The 25,145-nt window shown below is 73.8% G+C and carries 23 protein-coding genes; 17 read left to right on the top strand and 6 right to left on the bottom strand.

The genetic code is table 11. The annotated features are described in order from the left end of the window. Positions 1 to 215: 215 nt before the first annotated feature. From WCD41_RS04360 to WCD41_RS04380, 5 genes are all read left to right on the top strand, one after another. The gene (locus tag WCD41_RS04360) at positions 216 to 1,304 is read left to right on the top strand and encodes a methionine synthase (protein ID WP_337712137.1); all 1,089 of its coding nucleotides are present in this window, start codon (positions 216 to 218) and stop codon (positions 1,302 to 1,304) included. A 4-nt stretch (positions 1,305 to 1,308) separates the two neighbouring features. Beyond that, on the top strand, positions 1,309 to 2,256 hold the full coding sequence (locus tag WCD41_RS04365) for an NAD(P)-dependent oxidoreductase (RefSeq protein ID WP_337712138.1): 948 nt from the start codon (positions 1,309 to 1,311) through the stop codon (positions 2,254 to 2,256). Positions 2,257 to 2,341: 85 nt separating this feature from the next. Continuing rightward, positions 2,342 to 2,998: a hypothetical protein gene (locus tag WCD41_RS04370; protein ID WP_337712139.1), complete on the top strand. Its 657-nt coding sequence runs from the start codon at positions 2,342 to 2,344 to the stop codon at positions 2,996 to 2,998. A gap of 99 nt (positions 2,999 to 3,097) precedes the next feature. Next, on the top strand, positions 3,098 to 5,236 hold the full coding sequence (ligA, locus tag WCD41_RS04375) for an NAD-dependent DNA ligase LigA (protein ID WP_337712140.1): 2,139 nt from the start codon (positions 3,098 to 3,100) through the stop codon (positions 5,234 to 5,236). Between the two features lie 236 nt (positions 5,237 to 5,472). Further along, positions 5,473 to 6,288 (top strand): 3-keto-5-aminohexanoate cleavage protein, encoded by an 816-nt coding sequence (locus WCD41_RS04380; RefSeq protein WP_337712141.1) that lies wholly within the window; start codon positions 5,473 to 5,475, stop codon positions 6,286 to 6,288. A gap of 8 nt (positions 6,289 to 6,296) precedes the next feature. Here the strand turns inward: WCD41_RS04380 and WCD41_RS04385 are convergent, their stop codons facing one another. Further along, a complete protein-coding gene (locus WCD41_RS04385; protein WP_337712142.1) occupies positions 6,297 to 6,956 on the bottom strand; it encodes an ACT domain-containing protein in 660 nt (219 codons plus the stop codon). A 286-nt stretch (positions 6,957 to 7,242) separates the two neighbouring features. On the opposite strand from WCD41_RS04385, the gene gatC reads away from it, so the two are divergent. The 4 genes from gatC (at position 7,243) to WCD41_RS04405 (ending at position 11,259) form a co-directional block, all read left to right on the top strand. Further along, positions 7,243 to 7,539: an Asp-tRNA(Asn)/Glu-tRNA(Gln) amidotransferase subunit GatC gene (gatC, locus tag WCD41_RS04390; protein ID WP_337712143.1), complete on the top strand. Its 297-nt coding sequence runs from the start codon at positions 7,243 to 7,245 to the stop codon at positions 7,537 to 7,539. Next, positions 7,536 to 9,065, top strand: a complete 1,530-nt coding sequence (gene gatA / locus WCD41_RS04395) for an Asp-tRNA(Asn)/Glu-tRNA(Gln) amidotransferase subunit GatA (protein ID WP_337712144.1) — start codon at positions 7,536 to 7,538, stop codon at positions 9,063 to 9,065. Before gatC ends, gatA begins: the two co-directional genes overlap by 4 nt. Beyond that, positions 9,062 to 10,570, top strand: coding sequence for an Asp-tRNA(Asn)/Glu-tRNA(Gln) amidotransferase subunit GatB (gene gatB, locus WCD41_RS04400; RefSeq protein WP_337712145.1), 1,509 nt, complete (start codon positions 9,062 to 9,064; stop codon positions 10,568 to 10,570). The genes gatA and gatB overlap by 4 nt, the downstream gene beginning before the upstream one ends. Before the next feature lie 173 nt (positions 10,571 to 10,743). Further along, positions 10,744 to 11,259 carry a hypothetical protein gene (locus WCD41_RS04405; RefSeq protein WP_337712146.1) on the top strand — a complete coding sequence of 172 codons (516 nt, stop codon included), beginning with the start codon at positions 10,744 to 10,746 and terminating at the stop codon, positions 11,257 to 11,259. A 174-nt stretch (positions 11,260 to 11,433) separates the two neighbouring features. On the opposite strand, the gene WCD41_RS04410 is transcribed toward WCD41_RS04405, so the two are convergent. Together WCD41_RS04410 and WCD41_RS04415 are read right to left on the bottom strand one after the other, a co-directional pair. Next, positions 11,434 to 12,495 (bottom strand): catalase family protein, encoded by a 1,062-nt coding sequence (locus WCD41_RS04410; protein ID WP_337712147.1) that lies wholly within the window; start codon positions 12,493 to 12,495, stop codon positions 11,434 to 11,436. A 29-nt stretch (positions 12,496 to 12,524) separates the two neighbouring features. Then, positions 12,525 to 13,685, bottom strand: coding sequence for a PQQ-dependent sugar dehydrogenase (locus tag WCD41_RS04415; protein ID WP_337712148.1), 1,161 nt, complete (start codon positions 13,683 to 13,685; stop codon positions 12,525 to 12,527). A 77-nt stretch (positions 13,686 to 13,762) separates the two neighbouring features. Between WCD41_RS04415 and WCD41_RS04420 the strand changes: the two genes are divergently transcribed. Further along, positions 13,763 to 14,692 carry a 2-hydroxyacid dehydrogenase gene (locus tag WCD41_RS04420; protein ID WP_337712149.1) on the top strand — a complete coding sequence of 310 codons (930 nt, stop codon included), beginning with the start codon at positions 13,763 to 13,765 and terminating at the stop codon, positions 14,690 to 14,692. Here the strand turns inward: WCD41_RS04420 and WCD41_RS04425 are convergent. After that, complete coding sequence (locus WCD41_RS04425; RefSeq protein WP_337712150.1) at positions 14,686 to 15,054, bottom strand: hypothetical protein; 369 nt, start codon at positions 15,052 to 15,054, stop codon at positions 14,686 to 14,688. The two genes, WCD41_RS04420 and WCD41_RS04425, sit on opposite strands and share 7 nt — an antisense overlap. Positions 15,055 to 15,142: 88 nt before the next feature. Between WCD41_RS04425 and WCD41_RS04430 the strand changes: the two genes are divergently transcribed. Together WCD41_RS04430 and WCD41_RS04435 are read left to right on the top strand one after the other, a co-directional pair. Beyond that, positions 15,143 to 15,331, top strand: a complete 189-nt coding sequence (locus tag WCD41_RS04430) for a hypothetical protein (protein ID WP_337712151.1) — start codon at positions 15,143 to 15,145, stop codon at positions 15,329 to 15,331. 10 nt (positions 15,332 to 15,341) lie between these two features. Then, entirely contained in the window at positions 15,342 to 15,875 is a 534-nt protein-coding gene (locus tag WCD41_RS04435; protein ID WP_337712152.1) for a hypothetical protein, read from the top strand. Here the strand turns inward: WCD41_RS04435 and ilvD are convergent. Together ilvD and WCD41_RS04445 are read right to left on the bottom strand one after the other, a co-directional pair. Next, positions 15,862 to 17,703, bottom strand: coding sequence for a dihydroxy-acid dehydratase (gene ilvD, locus WCD41_RS04440; protein ID WP_337712153.1), 1,842 nt, complete (start codon positions 17,701 to 17,703; stop codon positions 15,862 to 15,864). The genes WCD41_RS04435 and ilvD overlap by 14 nt on opposite strands. 80 nt (positions 17,704 to 17,783) lie before the next feature. After that, positions 17,784 to 18,317 carry a PH domain-containing protein gene (locus WCD41_RS04445; RefSeq protein ID WP_337712154.1) on the bottom strand — a complete coding sequence of 178 codons (534 nt, stop codon included), beginning with the start codon at positions 18,315 to 18,317 and terminating at the stop codon, positions 17,784 to 17,786. 241 nt (positions 18,318 to 18,558) lie between these two features. Between WCD41_RS04445 and WCD41_RS04450 the strand changes: the two genes are divergently transcribed. The 5 genes from WCD41_RS04450 to WCD41_RS04470 all read left to right on the top strand — a co-directional run bounded on the left by WCD41_RS04450 (position 18,559) and on the right by WCD41_RS04470 (position 25,124). After that, complete coding sequence (locus tag WCD41_RS04450; protein ID WP_337712155.1) at positions 18,559 to 20,502, top strand: acetolactate synthase large subunit; 1,944 nt, start codon at positions 18,559 to 18,561, stop codon at positions 20,500 to 20,502. After that, the gene (gene ilvN, locus WCD41_RS04455) at positions 20,499 to 21,005 is read left to right on the top strand and encodes an acetolactate synthase small subunit (RefSeq protein WP_337712156.1); all 507 of its coding nucleotides are present in this window, start codon (positions 20,499 to 20,501) and stop codon (positions 21,003 to 21,005) included. The genes WCD41_RS04450 and ilvN overlap by 4 nt, the downstream gene beginning before the upstream one ends. A gap of 46 nt (positions 21,006 to 21,051) precedes the next feature. After that, entirely contained in the window at positions 21,052 to 22,074 is a 1,023-nt protein-coding gene (ilvC, locus tag WCD41_RS04460) for a ketol-acid reductoisomerase (protein ID WP_337712157.1), read from the top strand. A gap of 247 nt (positions 22,075 to 22,321) precedes the next feature. Further along, positions 22,322 to 23,884: a phosphoglycerate dehydrogenase gene (gene serA, locus WCD41_RS04465; RefSeq protein ID WP_337712342.1), complete on the top strand. Its 1,563-nt coding sequence runs from the start codon at positions 22,322 to 22,324 to the stop codon at positions 23,882 to 23,884. Between the two features lie 193 nt (positions 23,885 to 24,077). Beyond that, the gene (locus tag WCD41_RS04470) at positions 24,078 to 25,124 is read left to right on the top strand and encodes a 3-isopropylmalate dehydrogenase (protein WP_337712158.1); all 1,047 of its coding nucleotides are present in this window, start codon (positions 24,078 to 24,080) and stop codon (positions 25,122 to 25,124) included. Positions 25,125 to 25,145: the final 21 nt, after the last annotated feature.

The raw sequence follows: 25,145 nt of genomic DNA on the forward strand, positions 1-25,145 counted from the left end.
ATCTCCCACGCGTCGCCGCGCCGGAGTATCGCACCGCCGCGCCCGGATACCGCGTTCCGGCCGGGGGCGCCCCTCGCCCGTCTACCCGACCGAAGGTGCCCTTTGGTCGGAACCCCCGTGCGAAGGCGCCCTTCGCTCGGAACCCCCGACCGAAGGTGCCCCTCGCTCGGAACCCCGGAGCGCGCGCCTCCGCTCCGCAGGTGGATCCTGGCCCCGTGAGCGAGACGAGCGCGCCGGTCGACGGGGAGAGCACCGGCACCCCCGAGCCCCGGCCCGGCGACCGGGCCACCGGCCTCGGGTCGTGGCCGGGCACCGACCCCCGGGAGGCGGCCCGCACCATCGTCGGCGAGGTGCCCGGGCTGCCCTACGTGCCCGAGCTGCCCGCCCGCGGGGTGGGCGCGGACATGGTCGGGCGCACCGCCGCCCTGCTCGTCGACCTCGCCGTCGAGGTGTGGCCGTCGGGCTGGCGTGTCGCGCGCCGACCGGGCGGCGACCACCGCCGCGCCGAGGAGCTGCTCGCCCGCGACGTCGACGCCCTCGACGAGGCGCTGGGCGAGGCCGGGGTCCGCGCGCCGGCGGTGAAGTGCCAGGTCGCGGGGCCGTGGACGCTCGCGGCGAGCGTCGAGCTGCGCTCCGGGCACCGGGTGCTCACCGACCGCGGCGCGCTGGCGGAGTTCGCCGCCAGTGCCGGCGAGGGTCTCCGTACGCACGTCGCCGAGCTGGCGAGACGCACCGGGGCCCCGGTCGTCGTGCAGATCGACGAGCCGACGCTGCCGGCCGTCCTCGCCGGCTCGCTGCGGACGCCGTCGGGGTACGGCACGGTCGGCGCGGTCCCCGGGGCGGAGGCCCGCACGCTCCTCCAGGCGACGGTCGAGACGGCGCGGGAGGCCGGCGCCGAGCGGGTCGTTGTCCACTGCTGTCACCCCACCCCGCCGCTCGCGCTGATCGCCGCCACGGGGCCCGACGCCGTCGCCGTCGACCTCACCGCGCTCGGCGGCCCCGACGCCCCCAAGGACGTGCTCGACGCCCTCGGCGAGATCTGGGAGGCGGGCACCGAGCTGTGGCTGGGCATCGTCCCCTCGACGGACCCGGCGGCGCGGCCCGAGCTCGAGGCCCTCGCCCGACCCGCCCTCGACCTCGCCGACCGGCTCGGCTTCGACCGTGCCCGCCTCGCCGACCGTGCCGTCGTCACCCCGACCTGCGGCCTCGCCGGCGCGAGCCCCGGATGGGCCCGGCGGGCGACGACCACGGCCGCGGAGCTCGCCCGCGCCTTCGTCGACCCGCCCGAGGGCTGGGGATACTGAGAGCGTGCGGATCGGACTGGTCGGCGGCGGGTTCGCCGCCCTGCAAGGGGCCCTCGAGACGGCGTTCGACGCGGTCGGCTGGGCCGGTGTCGAGATCGTCGACATCCCCGTCGAGGTGCCCGGCGGCGGCCTCGGGCACGTCGACGTCCTGTGCCCGATGGGCAGCACGATCTCGGGCGCGCTCATGGACGCCACGACGCCGCGCATGATCCAGCAGTTCGGCGTCGGCCTGTCCGGGGTCGACCTCGACGCGGCCGCCGCCCGCGGCCTGCCGGTCGACAACGTGTCGGGCGCGGAGTCCGGCAACGCCGTCGCCGTCGCCGAGGTGGCCCTGCTGCACCTGCTCGCGCTGCTGCGCCGCTTCGAGGAGGCCCGGGCCAACGTCGCGAAGAGCCTCGTCGGCGAGCCGTCCGGACGCACCCTGGCCGGGCGCACCGTCGGCGTGCTCGGCGTCGGGGACATCGGCGCCGAGGTGATCGTGCGGCTGCGGGCCTTCGGCGCCGTCCCCGTCGGCATCGGGCGCCGCCCGCGCGCCGAGACGCCCCGCGCCGCGGACCTGCTCGACGACGACCACTACCACCACGTCGACGACCTGCTCGCCGCGCTGGCCCGCTGCGACGACCTCGTGGTCGCCTGCCCGCTCACGCCCGCGACGCGCGGCATCGTCGGCGCCGCGGCCCTCGACGCCCTGCGCCCCGGCGGACACGTCGTCAACGTCGCCCGCGGCGGGGTGGTCGACAAGGAGGCGCTGCACGCGACCCTGCGCGACCACCGTCTCGCCGGAGCGGGGCTCGACGTCACCTGGACCGAGCCGATCGACCCCGACGACCCGCTGCTGGCCGAGAACGTCGCCGTGACCCCGCACGTCGGCGGCGTCACCGAGACCTCCTACGCCGGCATCGCGGCCGGGTTCGTGGCGTCGGTGGAACGGCACCTCGGACGACACGCGTAGTCACCGAGCGCGCGTCGTCACGCGATCGTTGCCGCCCGGACGGCCGATCGCGAGTACTCTCCGTGCCCATCCCCGGGGAGGCGTCATGTCCCGATCACTGGTCCTCGGTGCCGGCGTCGGCGCGCTGGCCTGGGTGTCCGCCCTGCCCGTCGTCCTCGCCGCCGACCGCACGCGCGGCGGCTTCGCCCTCGACACCCCGCGCGGCGCCTGGCACGCCGTGCTGCTCGTGGCCCTGGTCGCGGTGGCGGGGCTGGCGGTGCTCGGGCTCGCCGGCGCACCACCACGGACCGGGCCGGCGCTGGTGGCCGCGGGCGTCGTGGGCGGCATCGCCTGGGGCGCCGCGCTGCGCGGGTTCATGGCCACGGTCGCCGGTTCCGCGTCGGAGGTGACGTGGCTCGGCACGTTCGGCTTCATCCTGCTCACCAGCGCCGTCGTCGGCGGGCTGCTCGGGTACGCCGAGCACCGCCGGCGCCGCGGGCGTCCGGGCCGCCGCCTGACGCTCGTGCCGCTGATCTTCGCCGTCGACCCGACCGCGCTGCTCCTCGTGCTGCCGGCCATGGCGGGCGGGTGGGCCCTGGCCGGGCGCGGCACGCCACGCGGGCGCCGGCTGGCCTGGGCGGCGACGGCCGTCCCGGTGGCGGCGTTCGTGGTCATCGTGGCGCTGCTCGACGCCGGCGGGAACGTCCTCACGCCCGCGGGGCTCGCGCGACCGTCCTGCTGTTCTCCTGCCTCGGCGTCCTGACGCTCGCGAGCTCGATCCCGTTCCGCGCCGCCCCGGGGCCGGGCCCCGACACGGTCGAGTCACGGTTCACTGTCGGGGTGCACGGCTAATCTCGCCCCTGTGACCAGCACGGACCAGGCCCCGGAACAGAGCGACGTGCCGAGCGACGCCGCGCAGCGTCACCGCGAGCTGTCCGAGGTCGTGTCGGACCACCAGTTCCGCTACTACGTGCTCGACGCCCCGATCGTCACCGACGGCGAGTTCGACGAGCTGTTCGGCGAGCTGCAACGGCTCGAGGAGTCCCATCCGTCGCTGGTCACGCCCGAGTCGCCGACGCAGCGGGTGGGCGGCGGGTTCTCCACCGACTTCGTCGCGGTCGACCATCTCGAGCGCATGCTCTCGCTCGACAACGCCTTCGCGGGCGACGAATTGCGCGAGTGGGTCCTGCGGGTGCAGCGCGAGCTCGACTTCCCCACCGAGGAGCTGCTCTACCTCTGCGAGCTCAAGATCGACGGGCTCGCGGTCAACCTGCTCTACGAGAACGGCCACCTCACGCGCGCCCTCACCCGGGGCGACGGCCGCACGGGCGAGGACATCACGCTCAACATGCGCACGCTGGCCGACGTGCCGACCGAGCTCACCGGCACCGACGAGTTCCCGGTGCCGGAGTTCATGGAGGTGCGCGGCGAGGTGTTCTTCCGCCTCGCCGACTTCGAGGAGCTCAACGCCGGGCTCGTCGCCGCCGGCAAGCAGCCCTTCGCCAACCCCCGCAACTCCGCGGCCGGCTCGCTGCGCCAGAAGGACCCGCGGGTCACCGCGACCCGCCCGCTGCGGCTGATCTGCCACGGGCTCGGCAAGCGCAAGGGGTTCACCCCCGAGCGCCAGTCCCAGGCCTACGACGCGCTCGCCGCCTGGGGGCTGCCGGTCTCGACGCACACGCGCGTGCTCCACGGTGTCGACGCGGTGATCGACCACGTCGCCTACTGGGGCGAGCACCGCCACGACGCCGAGCACGAGATCGACGGGGTCGTGGTCAAGGTCGACGACGTCGCCCTGCAGCGCCGGCTGGGCTCCACGTCGCGGGCGCCGCGCTGGGCGATCGCCTACAAGTACCCGCCCGAGCAGGCCACCACGACGCTGCGCAACATCAGCGTCAACGTCGGTCGCACCGGGCGCGTCACCCCGTTCGCCGAGATGGACCCGGTGCTCGTCGCGGGCTCGACGGTCTCGCTCGCGACGCTGCACAACGCGGGCGAGGTCGAGCGCAAGGGCGTCCTCATCGGCGACCGGGTGATCATCCGCAAGGCCGGTGACGTCATCCCCGAGGTGCTCGGTCCGGTCGTCGACGCGCGCGACGGCAGCGAGCACGCGTTCGTCATGCCCACCCACTGCCCGGAGTGCGGCACCGAGCTGCGCCAGATGCGCGAGGGCGACAAGGACCTGCGCTGCCCCAACGCCCGCTCGTGCCCCGCGCAGCTGCGGGAGCGCCTGTTCCACGTGGCGGGCCGGGGCGCCTTCGACATCGAGGTGCTCGGCTACGAGGCGGCCAGCGCGCTGCTCGACGCCGGGGTGGTGCACGACGAGGGCGACGTCTTCGGGCTCACCGAGGACGACCTCATCCAGGTCGAGCTCTTCCGCACGAAGGCGGGCAACGTCTCGGCCAACGGGCGCAAGCTGCTCACCAACCTCGACACCGCGAAGCACCGCCCCCTGTGGAAGGTGCTCGTCGGGCTCTCGATCCGCCACGTCGGGCCCACGGCCGCGCAGGCGCTCGCACGCCACTTCCGGTCGGTCGACGCGATCGACGGCGCCACCGAGGAGGAGCTGGCGGCCGTCGACGGCGTCGGGCCCACCATCGCCCGTGCCGTGCGGGAGTGGTTCTCGGTCGACTGGCACCGCGAGGTCGTCGAGAAGTGGCGTGCCGCCGGGGTGGAGCTCGCCGAGGAGGCCGACGAGTCGGTGCCCCGCACGCTCGAGGGCCTCTCGATCGTCGTCACCGGCTCCCTGCCGACGTTCTCCCGCGACGAGGCGAAGGAGGAGATCCTCGCCCGCGGCGGCCGGGCGGCGAGCTCGGTGTCGAAGAAGACGGCGTTCCTCGTCGTCGGCGACGAGCCGGGATCGAAGTACGACAAGGCGGTGTCCGCCGGGGTGCCGATCCTCGACGAGGACGGCTTCCGGGTGCTGCTCGCCGACGGGCCCGAGGCGGCGGCCGCGGCCGCCGTCGACCCCTCCGCGGGCGAGGGCGGCGAGGACTCCTGAGGACCTGCTGAGACCGTCTCAGCGGTCCCGGCCTGCCCACTCCGCTCCCCGTCCCCGGGTCGGGCGCAACCATCCCGTGACATCGGGCAGACTCACACCGACGGGTGAGACCGCGTACGACCGTCCGGGTGGCATCGATGTGGGATTTCCTACGTCGACGGCTGGGCGTTGCCCTCGCCGCCGGCAGCGTCGAAGCTGGACACCTGTCCGGATCGCGAGAGGGGAGGGACACCGCGGTGCTGCAATGCTGCCCCAACGGTGCCCGCCCCGCCGACGTGTACCCGGCGGTGCCGATGAGCCCGCGCCACCTCGCCCGCGACGCCCGCGCGGTGGCCGCCCTCGGTGTCCAGAGCCTGCACGTCCACCCCCGCGACCGGGACGGTCAGGAGAGTCTCGACCCGCGGGTCATCGGCACGGTCGTCGACGCGATCCGCCGCGAGGCCCCCGAGCTCGAGATCGGGGTGACGACGGCCCGCTGGGTCGAGCCGGACCCCCTGAAGCGCACCGAGATCATCGGCCACTGGGGCCGCCTGCCCCGTCACGCGCGGCCCGACGTCGCGTCGGTGAACGTGCACGAGCGTGGCTGGCAGCGCGTGTGCGCGGCGCTCGACGCCGTCGACATCGGCGTCGAGCTCGGCGTCTGGACCACCGGCGACGCCGTCCAGCTCAAGCAGGCGGGCCTGCCCCGGGGCACCGTGCGGGTGCTGGCCGAGGTCACCGTCACCGACCCGGACACGGCGGTGGCCGAGGCCGTGCGCATCCTGAAGGCCCTCGGCCCCGTGCCGGCGCCGATCCTGCTGCACGGCGAGGAGGCGGGCGCCTGGCCCGTGCTCGAGTACGCCAAGCGCAACAACCTCGACACCCGCATCGGCTTCGAGGACACCCTCAAGGGTCCCGACGGCACCTGGCTCGCGACCGGCAACGAGGAGCTCGTGCGCTACGCGCTGGGCCACGACGTCGGCGGCCGCTACGAGCGGCGTCGGGGCGGGGTGCGCGGCGGCCTGCGGTCCTCGGGGCTGTGGCCCGGGTCGCGCGCCGAGCACCGGCGGTAGGAGCCGGCTCAGCCGGTGATCGTCGCGACGATTCCGGCCAGGTGCGAGAGGCGCGCCAGCTCGGAAGGGCGGAAGGCGGGCCCGCCGGGGCGGCCGACGACGACCGCGCGCTCGGGCCGTCCCAGCGGTGACGCGGCGAGCTCGGTGTCCAGGTCGGTCCACGCCTCCGGCACGGTGTGCCCGCCGGCGGGGTCGAGCACGGTCGCCTTCTCCAGCGGCAGCCACCCGAGCTCGACGGCCTCCGTCTCCGGCGCGGCGGCGCTCGAGGCGACGCGGCGCACGCGCAGGCCCTCGCCGGTGGCCTCGGTGATCAGCGCCCAGGCGGAGCGGAAGAGGCGCGGCACGCCCTCCGCGAGCAGCGTCAGCCCCTCCTCGGGCCGCGCGGTGATCGCCTCGACGAGCTCCAGCTCGCGGGTGGTGTCGAGCGCACCGGCGAACGGCCGCACCGACTCGACCACCACGCCGTTCACCGCCTCCGCCGCGGTGATGAGCACGTCGGGGAGCCGCGAGCTCGGCATGTCGACGACCAGGTCGTCCACCGCCGAACCGCCCCCGCGCTCCACCACGTCGACGGACAGGATGTCCGCTCCCTCGGCGCCGAGCGCGGACGCGAGCGCCCCGAGCGTGCCCGGACGATCCGGCAGTACCACGCGCAGCAGGTAGGTCACGGCCCTCCTCGACTCCCGGGACTCCCGGCGCCGGGCATACCCCGGCGCGCCCCCCGACGACCGCGGGCTCGTGGTTCGACCCGCGCCGTCGCATCCCCCGAGCGACCCCACCGACGGGACCCCACCGACGGGACGGGCGGCATCCTCGCAGTCCGACCCCCGTCCAGGCGAGGCGTGATCAGACCTGACCGCCGGAAACCCGGTCGGGGCCGGTCATAGGATGGGTGGGCGCGACGGGGAGGCAGTGACGCTCGACCTCGTACGACCGCACGACTCCCGGAGGGACATGTCCGACATCACCCGCGACGACGTCGCCCACCTCGCCCGCCTGGCCCGGCTCGCCGTCTCCGACGCCGAGCTGGACATGTTCTCGGGACAGATCGACGCCATCGTCGACACGGTCTCCCGGGTCGGCGAGATCCCCGACGACGTCCCCCCGACCGCGCAGGTCGTGCCGCAGACGAACGTCCTGCGCCCGGACGCCACCGAGCCCTCGCTGCGCCGTGACGTCGCGCTCGCCGAGGCGCCGGCCGCCGAGGAAGGACGGTTCCGCGTGCCGCGGATCCTGGGGGAGGAACTGTGAGCGCATCAGAGTTGATCTCTCTCGACGCCGCCGAGCTGGCGCGCCGCATCCACGCCCGCGAGGTCTCGTCGGCGGAGGTCACCCGGGCGCACCTCGAGCGCATCGAGGCCGTCGACGGGCCCGCCGAGAGCGGTGTCCACGCCTTCCTGCACCTCGACGCCGAGGGCGCGCTGGCCGCCGCCGAGGCCGCCGACCGCGCGATCGCCGACGGCGCGCCCGCGTCGCCCCTGGCCGGGGTGCCGATCGCGCTCAAGGACAACCTCACCACCACCGACATGCCCACGACGGCGGCCTCGCGCATCCTCGAGGGCTGGCGGCCGCCGTACGACGCGACCGTCGTCGCGCGGCTGCGCGCCGCCGGGCTCGTGCCGCTGGGCAAGACCAACCTCGACGAGTTCGCCATGGGCAGCTCGACCGAGAACTCCGCGTTCGGGCCCAGCCGCAACCCGTGGGACCTCACGCGCATCCCCGGCGGCTCGGGCGGTGGCTCGTCCTCGGCGGTGGCCGCGGGGGAGACCCCGCTCGCGCTCGGGTCGGACACCGGTGGCTCGATCCGCCAGCCCGGCGCGGTCACCGGCACCGTCGGCGTCAAGCCGACCTACGGCACGGTCTCGCGCTACGGCCTCATCGCCTTCTCGTCGTCGCTCGACCAGATCGGCCCGTGCGCCCGGTCGGTGCTCGACGCCGCCCTGCTGCACGAGGTCATCGGCGGGCAGGACGGGAACGACCAGACCTCGGTCAGCGCGCCGCTGCCGCCCGTGGTCGAGGCCGCGCAGGCCGGCGCCCGCGGCGACCTCGCCGGGGTGCGCATCGGCGTCGTCAGCGAGTTCTCCGGCGAGGGCTACCAGCCCGGCGTGCTCGGGGCCTTCACCGACGCCGTGCGGGTGCTCGGGGAGCTGGGCGCCGAGGTCGTCGAGGTCTCGTGCCCGTCGTTCGGGTACGCCCTGCCGGCGTACTACCTGATCGCCCCCAGCGAGGCCTCCAGCAACCTCGCGCGCTTCGACGCCATGCGCTACGGCCTGCGGGTCGGCGACGACGGCGGGCACGCGGCCGACGAGGTCATGTCGCTGACGCGCGAGGCGGGCTTCGGCGCCGAGGTCAAGCGCCGGATCATGATCGGCACGCACGCCCTCTCGGCCGGGTCGTACGACGCGCTCTACGGCAAGGCCCAGAAGGCCCGCACGCTGATCGTCCGCGACTTCACCGCCGCGTTCGAGACCTGCGACGTCCTGATCTCGCCGACGACGCCGACGACGGCGTTCCCCATCGGCGAGCGCGCGGACGACCCGCTGGCGATGTACCTCGCCGACCTCTGCACGATCCCGTCGAACCTCGCCGGCAACGCCGCGCTCTCGGTGCCGTGCGGCCGCTCTGCCGACGACGGCCTGCCCGTCGGCCTGCAGATCATGGCCCCGGCGCTGGCCGACGACCGTGCCTACCGGGTGGCCGCGGCCTACGAGGTCGCCCGCGGTGCCGACACCGCCCCCCGCATCCCGGAACTGCGTGCCCTGGAGACGACCCGATGACCGTCACCGTCGATGCGGCTCCGTACACCGTCGAGGAGGTCTGCGAACGCTTCGACCCCGTCATGGGGCTCGAGGTGCACGTGGAGCTCAACACCGCCACGAAGATGTTCTGCGGCTGCGCCAACGCCTTCGGCGCCGAGCCCAACACCAACATCTGCCCGGTCTGCCTGGGCCTTCCCGGCTCGCTGCCGCGCCTCAACGGCACCGCCGTCGAGTCCGCGATCAAGATCGGGCTGGCGCTGAACTGCCGGGTGCGGGAGCGCTCCGGCTTCGCCCGGAAGAACTACTTCTACCCGGACATGCCGAAGAACTTCCAGATCTCCCAGTACGAGGACCCGATCGTCTTCGACGGGTACCTCGACGTGCCGCTCGACGACGGCACCACCTGGCGGGTGGAGATCGAGCGCGCGCACATGGAGGAGGACACCGGCAAGTCCCTGCACATCGGCGGGGCCACCGGGCGCATCCACGGCGCCGACCACTCCCTGCTCGACTACAACCGCGCCGGCGTGCCGCTGATCGAGATCGTCACGCGCCCCATCGTCGGGGCGGGTGTGCGCGCCCCCGAGGTCGCGCGGGCCTACGTGACGGCGCTGCGCGACGTGCTGCGGGGCCTCGGCGTGTCCGACGTGCGCATGGACCAGGGCTCGATGCGCTGCGACGCGAACGTCTCCCTCAAGCCGAAGGGCACGAGCGAGTTCGGCACCCGCACCGAGACCAAGAACGTGAACTCGCTGCGCTCGGTGGAGCGCGCGGTGCGCTACGAGATGGGCCGTCACGCCGGCGTCCTGCTCTCCGGCGGCACCGTCACGCAGGAGACGCGGCACTTCGACGAGCAGTCCGGCACGACGTCGGCGGGGCGGCCGAAGGAGACCTTCGCGGACTACCGCTTCTTCCCCGAGCCCGACCTCCCGCCGCTCGAGCCCTCGCGCGACTGGGTGGAGACCCTGCGCGCGGGCCTGCCCGAGCGGCCGTGGGAGCGCCGGGCGCGCATCCAGACCGAGTGGGGCCTGTCCGACGAGGAGCTGCGCGACCTCGTCAACGCCGACGCGCTCGACCTGGTCGCCGACACCGTCGACGCGGGTGCCCCGCCCGAGTCCGCGCGCTCCTGGTGGGTCTCCTACCTCGCCCAGCAGGCCAACACGGCGGGGGTGACGCTGCCGGAGCTCGCGATCACGCCGGCGCAGGTCGCGCGCGTGGTGGCGCTGGTCGCCGAGGGCACGCTGACGAACAAGCTGGCGCGCCAGGTCGTGGACGGCGTGCTGGCGGGTGAGGGCGAGCCCGACGAGGTCGTCGCGGGGCGGGGTCTCGCGGTGGTCAGCGACGAGAGCGCGCTGACCACGGCCGTCGACGAGGCCCTCGCGGCCCAGCCCGACATCGCCGAGAAGATCCGCGCCGGGAAGACGAAGGCGGCGGGCGCGATCGTCGGTGCCGTGATGAAGGCCACCCGCGGCCAGGCGGACGCGGCTCGTGTGCAGGAGCTGGTGCTCGAACGCTGTCGGTGAGTCGCGCGGGCGGCAGATCACGATCATGTTTTCCGTGATCTAGGCGTAACCCGAACGAGATCCCTCCGTTGGGTGATTCAGGGAGCAGCGTGTAGCCGCTTCTTGACCGGGCGTCACGGCGTGCCATCGCTCGGTCGCTTCCCCCGACGCACACGAACTACTGGAGGGTCCGAATGGGTGCACACAGTGCCCGCCAGGCCAGCACGGTCGGCAAGGTCGCCGGCCGGGGCGCGCTCACTGCCGCCGCGGCGCTGGCGCTGACCGGCGGCACCGCGTCCTTCGCGTTCGCCGCCGAGGCGCCGAACTTCGACAACTCGTCGCACACGGTCGAGGACGTCGTCTCGAGCAACATCGAGGGCCTGCAGGAGGTCCCGGAGGCCCCGCAGGACGTCAAGGACGTCGAGGAGCTCGTCGGCGGGCACGTCCACCAGGGCAAGGAGGACGTCGGCCGCATCACGTCCGCCGTCACCTCCGACGTGCAGACGAACCTCAACGCCGCGGGCGTGCCGGTCGACAGCCACCTCACCGACGGCGAGCAGGAGGTCACCGGCCAGGTGTCCGCGCTCACCGGCCGCGTCCAGGACGCCACCGGCGCCGGCGCGCAGCAGATCGACGACGCCATCGCGTCGCACGGCTCGAGCGTCCTCTCGTTCGGTGGCGACAGCCACGAGGACGACAGCGACGACTGATCGTCTCGCCTGGTCCGCTCCCCAGATCGGGCGAGCCCGCGGCCCCGTTCCCCCGCCCCCCGAGCGGAGGAGCGGGGCCGCGGTGCGTCTGCCGGACGGGTGATCGCCGTGTCAGCGGTGGGCCACCGCAGACACTGGATGTCCGAAATGCCACCCAACACGATCCCGGCTCGGTCAGTCCGGCAGCTCGTCCGCCGAGCGCATCTCGGTGCCCTTCACGGCGTTGAGCGCGAAGCGCTGCCCGCCCATCTCCCAGTAGGCCTGTCGGCGCAGGCGGTTCACCGATCCCAGCGGCCGGTGCGCGGCGAGCCCGTGCCACGGGCGGAACGCCAGCCGGTCGTCGGCGAAGACCCGGCGGGCCGGCGAGTACGGGTCCTGCGCCGGCAGGCGCACGGTCGCCACGCTGCGGTACGGGCTCTGCTCCTGGGGCCAGTCGACCCCGGCGTCCTCCACCGGCATGGTCTCCGCGTCCGTGCGCAGCTGCACCCGCACGTCGAACACCGTCTCGCGGTCGGTCGCCCAGGTGTCGAGCAGGTCCGAGAGGATGCCGCGACGGTCGGCGCCCGAGTACTCCTCCGACGCCAGGGCCTCCTGCTCCGCCGTGCCGGGGTAGAGCGCGATCTTGGCGACGTGGTCGCCGTACCGGAACGCGCCCTGGGTGTAGAAGGCGTTGGCGACGGGGTGCAGCACCGCCAGGCGGTCGAAGGCCGACAGCGCCTCCCCGTCCGGCCGGGCGGCGATCTCGGCGGCGATCGCGTCGGGGTCCGAGAAGTGCCTCTCCCGGATCTCGGTGATCTCCATGAACTTCTGCGCGGTGCCCGGTGGCAGCACCGGCAGGGTGTTGAACAGGAAGTCCTGCACGTCGTGGGCGGGGTCGTCGGGGTGCAGCGACTCGCCGCGCACCCCGAAGACCTTGAGCGAGAGCCCGCGCGCGTTCGGCTTGCGGTCGTCGTCGAGCTGCCCCGTCTCGGTGGCGATCCGGGCGACGACGGGCAGCCGGCCCGGCGTGGCGAACAGGCCCTGCGCCAGCTCGGGCGGCAGGTCGTCGTGCACCTCGAGGTGGCCGCGCAGGATGCCGTGGCTCTTGGCGTGGGTGGCGCGGTAGCCGTGCCGGTACAGGTCGAACGTCATCTCGTTGGTCCGCAGCAGCGAGTCGATGCAGCGGCGGATGTGCTCGTCCTCGTCGGGCTCGCGGACCTCGACGTCGTCGGTGTACGGGAGCGGGGTGGTGGTCACGGGTCCGGTTGCCCACGACCGGTCTCCGGCTAATCCGCCCCGCTCGCCCCTCCGGACGGCGGCCGGATGCGCACGACACGATCGTCGGTGGGCGTGACGGGACCGCCGCCGCCCTTGTTGGCCGTCGTGAACCAGATCAGGCCGTCGGAGGCGACGTCGGTGCCGGTGATGCGCCCGTAGGTGCCCGCGAGCACCGCCTGCGGGGTCCCGACGAACGAGCCCTGCGGCGTCGGGCGCAGCACGAACATGGCGCTCGAGCCCTCGAGGCCGACGACGAGCGTGCCCGGCAACGCGGCGCACCCGGCGACGCCGGGGCGTTCGGGCCAGGTCCACGCCGGTGAGGTCGCCGCCGCGGCGCCGGGCGCCTCGCCGGGCCGGACGGCGAGCAGGACGTCGCGCGGTCCGGCCTGGTCAGTGACCCAGCTGACGCCGGTGGTGGGGTCGGCGCACACGTCGCCGGGCGCGTGCAGCCCGCTGCCGACGACCGGCGACGCCGGGTCCGGCGTGCCGGGGGCCGGGCGCCCGAACGGGTCGATGCGCAGGAGCTTGCCCGCGAGCGAGGTCGGGGACGTCGCCGCGGCCCGGTCGCCGCCGTCGCCGGTGGCGACGAGCAGGGTGCCGTCGGGCTCGACGCCGACCGCGCCGCTGTTGCCGGACGGGCCCCTCGGGATGCCGCCGAGCACGGTCTTGGGGACGTCGCCCGGCGCGATCCGCATCACCGCGTTGCCCCCGCCGGTGGTGGCGTAGGCGTAGACGAGCTGGTCCTCCGCGTAGCTGGGGGAGAGGGCGAGGCTGGTGAGCCCGCCGTCGCCGGCCGCGTCGACGGGGACCGTCGCCACGGTCTCGGGCTCCTCGTCGGGCGTGATCCGCAGGATGCGGCCGGTGGTGCGCTCGGCCACGAGCGCCGCGGCCCCACCGGGCAGGGTGACGACGGCCGAGAGCGGCGCGAGGCAGGTGGCCACCACCTGCGGGTCGGGGTCGACGCACGGCGCGGGCGTCGCGGGGGGCCCGGAGTTCGGCGCCGGCGTCGGCTCGCCGGTCTCGGGCAGCTGCGGCTGCGGGGCCCGCTCGGCGCCGAGGTCGGGGCGCTCGCGCCACGGCTGCTGACCGGCGTCGGGGAACTGGGCGCATCCGCCCAGGAGCGCCACCAGCACCACCAGCAGGATGGCGCAGCGGCGCGGACCGATCACGGTGGGACACAGTAGGCGTCCCGGGCTGTGCCGGCCGTGAGACGGGGTCCCGCGCGGTGGACTACCCTCCGCCGACCGTGGCCCAGGAACCCGTGACCGTCCTCGTCCCGCACGCCGAGGGCGAGGCCGCCCTCGCCGACATCGACGGCCTCGAGCTCGTCCGATACGACGAGCAGGCCGACGAGCTGCCCGACGCCGCGCAGCGTGCCGCGGTGCTCATCCCCGGCTTCCTCGCCACCTCCGAGGCGTTGAGGCTCGTGGAGCGCTGCCCGCGGCTGCGCCTCGTGCAGCTGCTCTCGGCGGGCGCCGAGCTGTGGGTGGGGCGTCTGCCCGAGGGCGTGCAGCTCTCTGACTGCCAGGGCGCGCACGGCGGCGTCACCGCCGAGTGGGTGCTCGCCACGACCCTGGCCGTGCTCCGCGAGATCCCGCCGTTCGTCCGCGCCCAGGACGAGGGTCGCTGGGACCAGCACATCACCGACACCCTCACCGGCAAGCGGGTGCTGCTCGTCGGCGCGGGCGACCTCGCCGAGCAGACGGCCCGCCGGCTCGAGACCTTCGACGTCGCGGCCGTCACCCGCGTCGGGCGCCGCGCCCGGGACGGGGTGCACGCCACCTCCGAGCTGCCCGATCTCCTGCCCGACCACGACGTCGTCGTGCTCCTCGTCCCGCTGACCGACGAGACGCGCGGCCTCGTGGACGCCGCCTTCCTCGCCGCGATGCCCGACGGGGCGCTGCTGGTCAACGCCGCCCGCGGCCCCGTGGTGGACACCGACGCCCTGCTCGCCGAGCTACGGGCCGAGCGGCTGCGCGCGGCGATCGACGTCGTCGACCCCGAGCCCCTGCCCGCGGACCACCCGCTGTGGTCGGCGCCCCAGCTGCTGATCACCCCGCACGTCGGCGGCAGCGTCCCCGGGCACCTCGACCGCGCCTACCGCGTCGTCCACGACCAGCTCGCCGCGGTCGCCCGTGGCGAGGACCCGCCGAACCTGGTGATCAACGGCTACTGAGCGCGCGGCAACCGGGCCCGCACGGCGTCGACGACGTGCGGGAGCCGGTTCAGCACGAACAGCTCCTGGGCTCCGCGCGCCGACCGCACGCGCAGCCGGTCACGCAGTCCGCCGTCGAAGGGGTGGCCGGTCCTCGGGGCGACGTCGACCGTCGCGACCTCGCCGAGGGGGACGTCCCACCCCTGTCCCCCGGTGAGCTGGTCGAGGCGGTGGGGGCAGAAGACCAGCCTGCGGGTCGTCAGGAACAGCGCCCCGCCGACGGCGCGGCCGTTCTGAGCACGGTTCGCCAGCCAGCGCGTGACCACCTGCTCGCCTGCGAGGGCGGGCCGGGACGCCAGCCACCACGCGCCGATGTTCGCCACCCGGGCATCGTTCCACGACATTTACTTGCCAGCTGACACGCAAGTATGTAGAAATGACGGGAGGGACGGCCGGAGACGGGAGCGGACGATGACGACGTGGACGACGGTCAGTACGGGTGCGGGCGAGGAGATCGTGTCCGTGCAGATCGAGGACGGCGACCCGTTCGCCGTGATGACCCTGGGACGGCACACCGCCGTCCTCACCCGCGACGAGTGCCGCCGGATCGCCGACGCCCTGCGCGCGGCGTCGCGGCGGCACCCGCCCGTCGTGACGTAGCGTCCGGGCCGTGGACCGCCCGATCGACGTCGGCGACCTCGTGGGCGCGGGCTTCGGGGCGCTGTTCGTCGTCCTCAACGCCGGCCTGCTCGGGCCGATCGGGCACGTCGTCACCGCGGTGGCGGCGGTGGCGTGCGCGGCGACGACCGTCCTCGCGTACGTCCGCCGACGGCGGGCCGGCGGCGACGCGGGGATGTTCCCGTTGACGCGCTCCTACCAGGTGGTCGTCGCGATCGAGGTGGTCGCGCTCTTCGGGGGCACGGCGCTGCTCGGCAGGCTCGCGCCCCAGCTCTCGGTGCCGTGGGTGGTGCTCGTCGTGGGCGTGCACTTCCTCGCGCTCGCTCGCTGGTGGCTCGTGGGCGCGCGGCCGTTCCTGGTGCTCGGCGCGGTCCTGACGGTGATCGCCGTCGTCGGGGCGGTGATCGGCGTGGTGGGTGGCCCGGCGTCCGCGCCGCTCACGGCGTTCGTGGCGGGCGTCGGCGCGGGCGTCGTCATGCTCGGCGGGACGACACCCCGCGCCGTACGGTCGCTCAGACGGACCTGACCGCGCCCGTCGCGCCCGAGGTGACGAGCTTCGCGTAGGCGCGCAGGGCGCTGGTGAGGTGGCGATGCCGCTCGGCGGCGGGCTGCCACGGACGCTCCGAGGCCTCCATCTTGGCGCGGCGCTCGGCGAGCACGTCGTCGTCGACGAGCAGCTCGATCCGGCGGCTGTCGACGTCGAGGAGGATCTCGTCGCCGTCCTGCACGAGCGCGATCGCGCCGCCGGCGGCCGCCTCGGGGGAGACGTGGCCGACGCTGATGCCGGAGCTGCCCCCGGAGAACCGCCCGTCGGTGACCAGCGCGCACACCGCACCCAGGCCCGCGCCCTTGAGGAACGCCGTCGGGTGCAGCATCTCCTGCATCCCCGGTCCGCCGGCCGGACCCTCGTAGCGCACGACGACCACGTCGCCGGGCTGCACCTGCTTCCCGAGGATGATCGAGACGGCCTCCTCCTGGCTCTCGACCACGCGGGCCGGGCCGCGGAAGTGGCGCCCGTCCTCGGGCAGGCCGGCGCTCTTGATGACGGCGCCGTCGGGGGAGAGGTTGCCGGTGAGCACGGCCAGCCCGCCGTCGGCGGAGAACGCGTGCGCGACGTCGTGGATGACGCCGTCCGCGCCGTCGGTGTCGAGCGAGGACCAGCGGTTGGTCGTGGAGAACGGCTCGACGGTGCGCACGCCCCCCGGCGCGGCGTGGAAGAGCTCCACGGCCTCGTCCGACGGCGAGCCGCCCCGGATGTCCCAGCGGCCCAGCCATTCCCGCAGCGACGAGGCGTGGACGGTGTGGACGTCGCGGTGCAGCAGCCCGCCCCGGTCGAGCTCGCCGAGGATCGCGGGGATGCCGCCGGCGCGGTGCACGTCCTCCATGTGGTGCGAGGAGTTCGGCGCGACCTTGGACAGGCACGGGACCCGGCGGCTCACCGCGTCGATGTCGGCGAGCGTGAAGTCCAGCCCGGCCTCGTGGGCGGCGGCGAGGATGTGCAGCACCGTGTTGGTCGAGCCGCCCATGGCCACGTCGAGCGCCATGGCGTTCTCGAACGCCGCCTTGGAGGCGACGTTGCGCGGCAGCACGGCGTCGTCGTCCTCGGCGTACCACCGCCGGGCGAGCTCGACGACGGTGCGGCCGGCGTCGAGGAAGAGCTGCTTGCGCGCCGCGTGCGTGGCGAGCGTCGACCCGTTGCCGGGCAGCGAGAGGCCGAGGGCCTCGGTGAGGCAGTTCATCGAGTTGGCGGTGAACATGCCCGAGCACGACCCGCAGGTGGGGCACGCGGAGCGCTCGACCTCGGTGAGTCCGTCGTCGGTGACCTGCGAGGACGCCGACGCGGAGATCGCGGTGATGAGGTCGGTCGGTGCCTGCGCGACGCCGTCGACGACCACGGCCTTGCCGGCCTCCATCGGGCCGCCGGACACGAACACCGTCGGGATGTTCAGCCGCATCGCGGCGTTGAGCATGCCCGGGGTGATCTTGTCGCAGTTCGAGATGCACACCAGCGCGTCGACGGCGTGGCCCTGCACCATGTGCTCCACGGCGTCGGCGATCACCTCGCGCGACGGCAGGGAGTGCAGCATCCCGCCGTGGCCCATGGCGATGCCGTCGTCCACGGCGATCGTGTGGAACTCCCGCGCGATCCCGCCGGCCTCGCGCACCGCGCCCGCGACGAGCTCGCCCAGCTCCTTGAGGTGCACGTGCCCGGGCACGAACTGCGTGTAGGAGTTGGCGATCGCGACGAGCGGCTTGCCGAAGTCGGAGTCGGTGAGGCCGGTGGCGCGCCAGAGGGCGCGAGCCCCGGCGGCGTTGCGGCCCTGGGTGGTGACGCGCGAGCGCAGCGGCGGCACGGGTGACCTCGCAGGACGTGAGCAGGGATGTGAGCAGGAAGGTGATCAGGGATGTGATCGGTGGCGGACCACCGGCGACATTACGCCCGCTCGTCACCCTGCTCGGTCGGCTCCTCCTCGGCCTGCCGGTCGCGCATCCGGGCGATCCGCAGGCGCGTGGCCTCGAGCTCGCGCTGGTGGTCGCGTGCCGCGGCGACCTCGTCCGGGGTGGGCATGTCGATCCGGCCGTCGCTGGCCTGGGCGACGCGCCCGAGGTCACGGGGACGGACGCCGACGAGCGCCAGTTCGGACTCGTCACCCCGCACCGCGCGCACCCAGCCCCGCTCGGCGACCCGCAGCGTCGCGAGCTCGTCCCACGGCACCCGCGTGGAGCCCCACGCCGAGAGGACCCGCAGCGACGTCCCGTCGACGACCGTGCGGGTGCGGACCAGCCACCAGGCCAGCACGAGCGGCGCGAGGAACAGCAGGAACCACGGCCCGCCCTGGAAGGCGATCGGCGAGAGCCCGATCGTCACGAACCCCACCGCGACCAGCGCCACCAGCGGCACCGGCCGGAACGTCGCCGGGCCGGACGCCGCCGTGACCGGGTCGTCGGTGGTCTGCTCGCTCGTCACCCCCTCGATGGTGCCAGCCCCGGCACGAGGGGGCCGGTTTGACGCCGCGCAGACCGTCGACCTACCCTCCTCTGCGTGATCCAGCGGCGAATTCTCGTAATCCCGGGGCGCGTCAGCGCCTGACGGGCTCACGAGCCTGTCGCGAGAAACCTGCTGACGCGCCTGCCCTCCCCGCCTCCCGGCGGTGGGGGCTTTTTCATGTTCTGACCCCGTTCCGCTACCCACCGAGGTGGACCACCCGATGACCACAGCCAGACCGGCGCCCCCCGGCACCACGGGTCCGGCCGCGCACGGCGCCGAGACCCGGCGCCCCACTCCGCGGACCGGTGCGCCCACCGAGCAGCAGGACACCAACCTGCAGGCTCCCGTGCAGCAGGACGCGATCCGTCCCACGCACGTCGACCCCTCGCCGGCCACCGGCGCCCAGTCGCTGGTGCGCTCGCTCGAGGCCGTCGGCTGTGACGTCGTCTTCGGCATCCCCGGCGGCGCGATCCTCCCCGCGTACGACCCGCTCTTCGACTCCCGGCTCGTGCGCCACATCCTCGTGCGCCACGAGCAGGGGGCCGGCCACGCCGCCACCGGCTACGCCCAGGCGACGGGGCGGGTCGGGGTGTGCATCGCGACGTCGGGGCCCGGGGCGACGAACCTGGTCACCCCGCTCGCGGACGCGATGCTCGACTCGGTGCCGGTGGTCGCGATCACGGGCCAGGTCGGGCGCAAGCTGATCGGCACCGACGCGTTCCAGGAAGCCGACATCTGCGGCATCACGATGCCGATCACCAAGCACAACATGCTGGTGACCGACCCCGCCGACATCCCGCGCGCGATCGCCGAGGCGTTCCACATCGCGGCGAGCGGGCGCCCGGGCCCGGTCCTGGTCGACCTGCCCAAGGACGTCCTGCAGGCGCAGACCACCTTCAGCTGGCCGGTCGAGACCCGGCTGCCCGGTTACCGGCCGACCACCCGGCCGCACAGCAAGCAGATCCGGGAGGCCGCCCGCCTGATCGGCGAGGCGCGTCGTCCCGTCCTCTACGTCGGCGGCGGTGTGATCAAGGCCGAGGCCTCCACCGAGCTCCTCGACCTCGCCGACGAGACCGGCGCGCCCGTGGTCACCACCCTCATGGCCCGCGGCGTCTTCCCCGACGGCCACCGCCAGAACCTGGGGATGCCGGGCATGCACGGCACGGTCGCCGCCGTGGCCGCGATGCAGAAGGCCGACCTGCTGATCGCCCTCGGCACGCGGTTCGACGACCGCGTCACCGGCGACCTGTCGACGTTCGCCCCCGAGGCGAAGGTCGTGCACGCGGACGTCGACCCGGCCGAGATCGGCAAGAACCGCGTCGCGGACGTCCCGATCGTCGGTGACGCCCGCGAGGTCATCACCGAGCTCACCGCGGCGCTGCGCGCGGCGGCCGACGGCGGGCGCGACGCCCGCACCGAGAAGCTGCGGCCGTGGTGGGAGCAGCTCGAGCGGTGGCGGGAGACGTTCCCGCTGGGCTACGACGACCCCGCCGACGGGACGCTGTCGCCGGAGTACGTCATCGAGCGGATCGGCGCGATCGCCGGCCCGGACGCGATCTACTCCGCGGGGGTGGGCCAGCACCAGATGTGGGCGGCGCAGTTCATCCGCTACGAGAAGCCGCGCACGTGGCTCAACTCGGGCGGCGCCGGGACGATGGGCTACGGGGTGCCCGCCGCGATGGGGGCCAAGGTCGGCATGCCCGACACCACGGTGTGGTGCATCGACGGCGACGGCTGCTTCCAGATGACCAACCAGGAGCTCGCGACCTGCGCGATCGAGGGCATCCCGATCAAGGTCGCGGTCATCAACAACGGCAACCTCGGCATGGTCCGCCAGTGGCAGACACTGTTCTACGAGGAGCGCTACTCGAACACCGAGCTCGGCACGCACAAGCACCGCGTGCCCGACTTCGTGCTGCTCGCCCAGGCGCTGGGCTGCGAGGGGCTGCGCTGCGAGTCGAAGGACGACGTCGACCGCGTCATCGGTGAGGCCATGGCGATCGACGACCGTCCCGTCGTCATCGACTTCACCGTCGGCGCCGACGCCCAGGTCTGGCCGATGGTCGCCGCCGGCACCGGCAACGACCAGATCATGGCCGCTCGCGACATCCGTCCCCTGTTCGACGACCCGGAGGCCGGCGGAGCGGACGAGGTGCCCGCATGACGACCACGCACACGCTCTCGGTGCTCGTCGAGGACAAGCCGGGTGTGCTCGCGCGCATCTCCGGCCTGTTCTCCCGGCGCGGCTACAACATCCAGTCGCTCGCGGTGGGCCCCACCGAGGAGGAGGGGATCTCGCGCATGACCATCTGCGTGACGGTCGACGACTTCCCCCTCGAGCAGGTCACCAAGCAGCTCAACAAGCTCGTGCACGTCATCAAGATCGTGGAGCTGGAGCCGGCGACGTCGGTGCAGCGCGAGCTCGTGATGATGAAGATCCGGGCCGACGCGAGCGTGCGCTCGGAGGTCCTCGAGGTCGTCCAGATGTTCCGGGCCAAGGTCGTCGACGTCTCCCCGGAGGCCGTCACGGTCGAGGCCACCGGGACGGAGGACAAGCTCAGCGCCCTGCGGCGCATGCTGGAGCCCTACGGTCTCCGCGAGATCGTGCAGTCGGGGATGGTGGCGCTGGCCCGTGGGCCGCGCTCCATCGCCGCGCACCACCGCTAGATTCGTCGTCCGTACAGCCGTATCCGGAAGGAAGTAGTCCCGCATCATGAGTGCCCCGACCACCGGCAACGCCGAAGTCTTCTACGACGACGACGCCGACCTCTCGATCATCCAGGGGCGCAAGGTCGCCGTCATCGGCTACGGCAGCCAGGGCCACGCCCACGCGCTGTCGCTGCGCGACTCGGGCGTCGACGTGCGGGTCGGCCTGCCGGAGTCGTCGAAGAGCCGTGCCGGCGCCCAGGAGGAGGGGCTGCGCGTCGTCACGCCCGCCGAGGCCTCCGCCGAGGCCGACGTCATCATGATCCTGGCGCCGGACACGAAGCAGCGCACGATCTACGCCGAGGACATCGCGCCCAACCTGGAGTCGGGCAACGCGATCTTCTTCGGGCACGGCTTCAACATCCGCTACGACCTGATCCAGCCGCCGAAGGACGTCGACGTCGCGATGGTCGCGCCCAAGGGGCCGGGCCACCTCGTGCGCCGCCAGTTCGTCGACGGCAAGGGCGTGCCGTGCCTCATCGCCGTCGAGCAGGACGCGACCGGCGGTGCCCAGGCGCTCGCGCTGTCCTACGCCGCGGCGATCGGCGGCGCCCGGGCGGGCGTCATCAAGACGACGTTCACCGAGGAGACCGAGACCGACCTCTTCGGCGAGCAGGCCGTGCTCTGCGGCGGCACGTCCGCGCTGGTCCAGGCCGGGTTCGAGACCCTCGTCGAGGCCGGCTACCAGCCCGAGATCGCCTACTTCGAGTGCCTCCACGAGCTCAAGCTGATCGTGGACCTCATGTACGAGAACGGCATCTGGGGCCAGCGCTACTCGATCAGCGACACCGCCGAGTACGGCGACCTCACCCGCGGCCCGCGCATCGTCAACAACGCGGTCAAGGAGGAGATGCGCAAGATCCTGGGCGAGATCCAGGACGGCACCTTCGCCCGCGAGTGGGTGGCGGAGGACGACAACGGCCGCCCGAACTTCACCAAGCTCGAGGACGAGGGCAAGGCCCACCAGATCGAGCAGGTCGGCGCCAAGCTCCGCGGCCTCATGCCGTGGATGGCGCGCCCGACCACCTGAGCCCGGCCTTCCGGAGCGAACGGGTATCTCGCTGCTTCTAGGCGTCGAAACTCCCCGTTCGCTCCGGGCGCGGGCGTGTGAATCGGTTCACGACCGGTCGGTAAGCTCGCCGTGAGTGCGGAATCATCGCCCGCAGCACGTCGGCGTGCGACATCGCGATACCAGCAGGGCTCGTCGGCGTGGACCGACCGTCGACCCCCGGGAGCGATCACACGTGACCACCGCCGCCAGCAAGCCCGTCGTCCTGATGGCCGAGAAGCTCGCGCCGTCGACGCTGGAGGTGTTCGGCGACGAGGTCGAGATCCGCACCGTCGACGGCACCGACCGCCCGGCGCTGCTCGAGGCCGTCGCGACCGCCGACGCGCTGCTCGTGCGGTCCGCGACGCAGGTCGACGCCGAGGTCTTCGACGCCGCCAAGCAGCTGAAGATCGTGGGTCGTGCGGGCGTCGGGCTCGACAACGTCGAGGTCCCCGCGGCCACCGCCCACGGCGTGATGGTCGTCAACGCGCCCACCTCGAACATCGTCTCCGCCGCGGAGCACGCGCTCGCGCTGCTGCTGGCCACCGCGCGCCACATCCCGCAGGCGGACGCGAGCCTGCGCGAGGGCAAGTGGGAGCGCAGCAAGCTCTCGGGCGTGGAGATCCAGGGCAAGACCGTCGGCGTCATCGGCCTCGGCAAGATCGGTCAGCTGTTCGCGGCGCGCATCGCCGCGTTCGGCACGCACGTCATCGCGTACGACCCCTACCTGCCGCAGAGCCGCGCCGCCCAGCTCGGCATCGAGCTCGTCGACCTCGACGAGCTGCTCACCCGCGCCGACATGATGACGATCCACCTGCCGAAGACCCCGGAGACCCAGGGCCTCATCGGCAAGGAGGCGCTGGCGAAGACGAAGCCGGGCGTCATCGTCGTCAACGCCGCCCGCGGCGGCCTCGTCGACGAGGAGGCGCTGGCCGAGGCCGTACGTTCCGGGCACGTCGCGGGCGCCGGCATCGACGTCTACGTCACCGAGCCGACCACCTCGAGCCCGCTCTTCGAGCTCCCGCAGGTCACGGTGACGCCGCACCTGGGCGCCTCCACCGCCGAGGCCCAGGACCGCGCCGGCACCGACGTGGCCCACTCCGTGCTCGCCGGCCTGCGCGGCGACTTCGTCCCCGACGCCGTCAACGTCTCCGGCGGCGCGGTGGGCGAGGAGGTCCGTCCCTGGCTGGGCATCACCCAGAAGCTCGGCACCCTGCTCTCCGACCTCGTCGGGGCCCCGAGCGAGCTGCAGGTGCAGGTGCGCGGCGAGCTCGCGCACGAGGACGTCTCGGTGCTCTCGCTCGCCGCCCTGCGCGGCGTGTTCGGCGAGGTCGTCGACGAGCCGGTCACGTTCGTCAACGCACCGGCGCTGGCCGAGGAGCGCGGGGTCACCGCGACCGTCGAGACCGCCACCGAGAGCCCGAACCACCGCAGCATGGTCACGCTGCGGGCGGTGCGCGACGACGGCGAGGCCGTCACCGTCTCCGGGACGCTGACCGGTGCCGACGAGGTCGAGAAGCTCGTCGAGATCAACGGCCGCAGCTTCGACCTGCGCGCCGAGGGCCACGTGCTGCTCTTCGAGTACTCCGACCGCCCGGGCGCGATGGGCACCGTCGGCACCCAGCTCGGCGAGTCGGGCGTCAACATCGAGGCCGCGCAGCTCTCGCAGCAGCGCGACCGCTCCTCGTCGATCATGCTGCTGCGTGTGGACCAGGCCGTCGCCCCCGAGGTGCTCGAGCCGATCGGGCAGACCCTCGACGCGCGCACGACGCGGTTGATCAGCTTCAGCTGACCTGCTGGTCCGTTGGGCCCGGCGGGGGAGCGGTCCCCGACCCAAACCCCGCCGGGCGCAGCAACCCCGTCGGACATCGCATTCCTACGATCCGGCGATCCGGTTCCGTGATCGACCGACACGCCTAGTAGTCTCCCCGGGTCAGCCCCGGTCACTCCGTCGCGGGGCGACCCGCTCGTGGAGGTTGGTGCGGATGCGACTCGCGGTGGTGCCCGGCGACGGCATCGGGCCCGAGGTCGTCGGCGAAGCGCTCAAGGTGCTGGAAGAGCTCGCACCGTCGGTGGAGACCACGCAGTACGACCTCGGGGCCGCGCGCTGGCACTCGACGGGCGAGCTGCTGCCCGAATCGGTGCTCTCGGAGCTGCGGGAGCACGACGCGATCCTGCTGGGCGCGGTGGGCGACCCGTCGGTGCCGAGCGGCATCCTCGAGCGCGGGCTGCTGCTGCGCCTGCGCTTCGAGCTCGACCACCACGTCAACCTGCGGCCCGCCCGGCTCTACCCGGGCGTGCGCGGGCCGCTGGCCGGCAACAGCGAGATCGACCTGGTCGTGGTCCGCGAGGGCACCGAGGGGCCGTACGCCGGCACCGGAGGCCTGCTGCGCAAGGACACGCCGCAGGAGATCGCGACCGAGGTCAGCGTCAACACGGCGTTCGGCGTCGAGCGGGTCGTGCGCGACGCGTTCACCCGCGCCGCGGCCCGTCCCCGCCGCAAGCTGACGCTCGTCCACAAGACCAACGTGCTGACCCACGCCGGGTCGCTGTGGTCGCGCGTGGTCGAGGAGGTCTCGCTCGAGCACCCGGACGTCTCGGTCGACTACCAGCACGTCGACTCGACGACGATCCACCTGATCACCGACCCGTCGCGCTACGACGTGATCGTCACCGACAACCTGTTCGGCGACATCCTCACCGACCTCGCGGCGGCCGTCACCGGCGGCATCGGGCTCGCGGCGTCCGGCAACCTCGACGTGTCGCGCGCCAACCCGAGCATGTTCGAGCCGGTGCACGGCTCGGCGCCGGACATCGCGGGCAAGGGCATCGCCGACCCGACTGCCGCGATCCTCTCGGTGGCGCTGCTGCTCGACCACCTGGGCGAGCCGGAGCTGGCCCGTCGCGTCGAGGCGGCCGTGGCGTTCGACCTGGCGACGCGCGACCACGCCAACCCGGGCGGCACCCACGCGGTGGGCGACCGCCTCGCGGCCCTGGTCTCCTCGGCCGCCGGCACCCGCACCCCGGCCTAGCCGGCCTCGTGTCAGCCTGGC

Source organism: Actinomycetospora aeridis, assembly GCF_037400275.1.
Classification (GTDB): domain Bacteria; phylum Actinomycetota; class Actinomycetes; order Mycobacteriales; family Pseudonocardiaceae; genus Actinomycetospora; species Actinomycetospora aeridis.

What these genes read in the sequence shown, in the direction of transcription:
- ilvC (WP_337712157.1), top strand. Translation starts at nt 21,052, where the DNA reads ATGAGTGCCCCGACCACCGGCAACGCCGAAGTCTTCTACGACGACGAC.
- gatC (WP_337712143.1), top strand. Translation starts at nt 7,243, where the DNA reads ATGTCCGACATCACCCGCGACGACGTCGCCCACCTCGCCCGCCTGGCC.
- WCD41_RS04470 (WP_337712158.1), top strand. Translation starts at nt 24,078, where the DNA reads ATGCGACTCGCGGTGGTGCCCGGCGACGGCATCGGGCCCGAGGTCGTC.
- serA (WP_337712342.1), top strand. Translation starts at nt 22,322, where the DNA reads ATGGCCGAGAAGCTCGCGCCGTCGACGCTGGAGGTGTTCGGCGACGAG.
- ilvN (WP_337712156.1), top strand. Translation starts at nt 20,499, where the DNA reads ATGACGACCACGCACACGCTCTCGGTGCTCGTCGAGGACAAGCCGGGT.
- WCD41_RS04405 (WP_337712146.1), top strand. Translation starts at nt 10,744, where the DNA reads ATGGGTGCACACAGTGCCCGCCAGGCCAGCACGGTCGGCAAGGTCGCC.
- gatB (WP_337712145.1), top strand. Translation starts at nt 9,062, where the DNA reads ATGACCGTCACCGTCGATGCGGCTCCGTACACCGTCGAGGAGGTCTGC.
- WCD41_RS04430 (WP_337712151.1), top strand. Translation starts at nt 15,143, where the DNA reads ATGACGACGTGGACGACGGTCAGTACGGGTGCGGGCGAGGAGATCGTG.
- WCD41_RS04450 (WP_337712155.1), top strand. Translation starts at nt 18,559, where the DNA reads ATGACCACAGCCAGACCGGCGCCCCCCGGCACCACGGGTCCGGCCGCG.
- WCD41_RS04370 (WP_337712139.1), top strand. Translation starts at nt 2,342, where the DNA reads ATGTCCCGATCACTGGTCCTCGGTGCCGGCGTCGGCGCGCTGGCCTGG.